Annotated in this window: 4 protein-coding genes; all 4 read right to left on the reverse strand. The window is 58.9% G+C overall.

All coding sequences use genetic code 11. The features are described from left to right. Positions 1-1,297: peptidoglycan D,D-transpeptidase FtsI family protein (locus tag AC1DRJ_RS23135; protein WP_477804194.1), on the reverse strand; the 1,297-nt coding region annotated here is incomplete at its 3' end. Then, complete coding sequence (gene ftsL / locus AC1DRJ_RS23140; RefSeq protein WP_223515297.1) at positions 1,294-1,587, reverse strand: cell division protein FtsL; 294 nt, start codon at positions 1,585-1,587, stop codon at positions 1,294-1,296. The genes ftsL and AC1DRJ_RS23135, both read right to left, overlap by 4 nt. Further along, complete coding sequence (gene rsmH, locus AC1DRJ_RS23145; protein WP_477804195.1) at positions 1,584-2,531, reverse strand: 16S rRNA (cytosine(1402)-N(4))-methyltransferase RsmH; 948 nt, start codon at positions 2,529-2,531, stop codon at positions 1,584-1,586. Before rsmH ends, ftsL begins: the two co-directional genes overlap by 4 nt. Then, positions 2,528-2,973 (reverse strand): division/cell wall cluster transcriptional repressor MraZ (mraZ, locus tag AC1DRJ_RS23150; protein ID WP_477804196.1); only part of this gene is annotated, 446 nt, incomplete at its 5' end. The genes rsmH and mraZ, both read right to left, overlap by 4 nt.

Genomic DNA, 2,973 nt, shown 5'->3' on the forward strand with positions numbered 1-2,973 from the left:
AGGGTGCGAGGCGTCCGTCGTTGGCCAGCGCCGAGAAGGCGTGGACCAGCTGAATCGCGGTCACGGAAACACCGTAGCCGTAGGACAGCGTGGCGGTTTCAGCCTTGCGCCATTCGCGGTAGTTCGGCAGGTTGCCGACGCGTTCGCCCGGGAAGCCGAGACCAGTGTCCTGGCCGAGGCCAAGTTTTTGCGCCAGGCGGTAAATCGTCTCGCCGCCAATATCAAACGCGACCTTACTCATGCCGACGTTACTGGAATTGATCAGAATGCCGGTCAGGTCGAGTACCGGACCTTCGGACTTCGAAACGTCCTTGATGGTGTACTTACCAATCTGCAAGGAGCCTGGATACACCTCGACGGTATCGCTCGGCTTCCAGCGCCCGGTTTCAATCGCAGCGCTCATGGAAACGGCTTTCATGGTCGAACCCGGTTCGAACACGTCGATCATTGCGCGGTTACGCATCATCGCCGGTTGCAGGTTGCGACGGTTGTTCGGGTTGTAGGTCGGCTGGTTGACCATGGCCAGGATCTCGCCGGTCTTCACGTCCATGATCACCAGGCTGCCCGCCTTGGCGCCGTTCTCGATGATCGCGTTACGCAGTTCGCGGTTAGCCAGGTATTGCAGGCGCAGGTCAATGGACAACGCCAAGGGCTTGCCGGCCTTGGCGTTTTTGGTGACCTGGACATCCTTGATCAGCCTTCCGCGCCGATCCTTGATGACTTGACGTTTGCCGGGGACCCCGGCGAGCCATTCGTCGTAGGCCAGTTCGACCCCTTCTCGACCGTGGTCATCGATGTCGGTAAATCCAACCATGTGCGCGGTGACTTCACCGGCCGGGTAGAAACGCCGGAACTCTTCAATGCCGTAAACGCCCGGTACTTTCAGGTCGAGCACCGACTGGCCCTGCTCGGGGGTCAGCCCGCGCACCAGGTAAATGAATTCTTTGTTGGCCTGGGCTTCGAGACGTTCAGCCAGGGCTTTAGGGTTCTGACCCAGGGCAGCCGCCAGTGCCGGCCACTTCTCCTTGGCCGTTTGCATTTCCTTGGCGTTGGCCCACAGCGTGGTGACCGGGGTACTCACGGCCAAAGGCTCGCCGTTACGGTCGGTAATCAGACCACGGTGAGCCGGAATCGGAATATGACGAACGCTGCGCGCATCGCCCTGACCTTTAAGGAATGCCCGGTCGACGACTTGCAGATCGATGATGCGCCAGGAAATCGCCGCGACCATGATGCCGAGCAATCCCACCACCACGCGGAAACGCCATGGGAACATTGCCCCTTCGAGTTTCATCATGGCGCCACCATCTTCACTTCAGCCGCACCAGGAATACGCATCTTCAGCTGTTCGGAGGCCAGCACTTCAATACGGCTATGGGCAGTCCAGGTGCTCTGCTCAAGAATCAAACGGCCCCACTCGGCCTGCGCCTTGTCGCGCACGCTCAACTCGTTGTACAGCGAGTTCAACAGCTGACGGTTCCAGTGAGCGCTGTACGACACGCCGATTGCTGAAACCAGCACGCCTACAAACAGCAGCAGCATGAAAAAGCTTCCGCCGGGCAGTGGCTTGGCGAAAAGCTTGCTCACCGCAGCTTCTCTGCAACGCGCATGACGGCGCTACGGGAACGTGGGTTGGCTTTGAGTTCGGCCTCGGAGGCGGACTGCGCTTTGCCATGGATTTTGATGATCGGTTCGAAAGCGACGTGTCGTACCGGCAGGTTGCGCGGCAAGTTGTCGGCTTCACCTTTAACCAGTTTGCGCATGAACAGCTTGACGATGCGGTCTTCCAGCGAATGGAAGCTGATAACGACCAGACGGCCACCGACTTCCAGGCATTCCAGTGCGGCTTCGAGGCCGGTTTCGAGATCGCCCAGTTCGTTGTTGACGTGAATTCGCAGCCCTTGGAAGGCGCGGGTTGCCGGGTTCTTGCCTTTTTCCCATGCCGGGTTGGCGACTTTCAGGACTTCGGCCAGGTCAGCGGTGCGTTCAAACGGCTTGATATCGCGGCGCTCGGCCACGGCTCGGGCCATACGACCGGAAAAACGTTCTTCGCCGTATTCCTTGAACACGCGAGCGATTTCTTCCACTGGCGCGGTGTTGACGAACTCGGCAGCGCTGATCCCACGGGAAGGGTCCATGCGCATGTCCAGCGGGCCGTCATTGAGGAAACTGAAGCCGCGTTCAGGGTCGTCGAGCTGCGGTGAAGACACGCCGAGATCGAGCAAAACACCGCTGACCTTGCCGGCCAGACCGCGCTCGGCGACTTCCGAACCCAGTTCGGCAAAGCTACGCTGCACAACGACAAAGCGGCCGTCTTCGGCCGCTAGCGTCTGCCCGGTGGCAATTGCTTGAGGATCTTTGTCAAATCCGAGCAACCGACCATCAGGCCCCAGCTGGCTCAAGATCAGCCGGCTGTGCCCGCCGCGCCCGAACGTGCCGTCCAGATAGCAGCCATCAGGGCGTACGGCAAGAGCCTCGACGGCTTCGTCAAGCAATACGGTGATGTGGTTAAAGCCGCTATCAATAGTCACAGGATCAAATCACGCAGTTCATCAGGCATGGCGCCCGGTTGTTGAATAGCAGCCAGGTCAGCAGCAGAAACTGCATCCCAGGCATCCTCGTCCCACAATTGGAACTTGTTCAGTTGGCCTACCAACATCGCGCGCTTATCCAACTTGGCATATTCACGAAGACGCGGCGGAACCAGAAAACGACCACTGCCATCGAGCTCTAGGTCGACGGCATTACCAATCAGTAAACGTTGCAGGCGGCGGTTCTCTTCGCGAAGCGAAGGCAGTGCGCGCAGTTTGGTTTCAATGATTTCCCACTCATCGAGGGGGTAAACACACAAACATGGATCAACGGCATCGATTGTGACGATTAATTGCCCGGAACTTCGCGAAACAAGCTCGTCACGGTACCGGCTCGGCATGGCGAGACGGCCCTTTGCATCGAGACTGATAGCGTTAGCTC

The organism is Pseudomonas sp. P5_B2, from assembly GCF_056400445.1.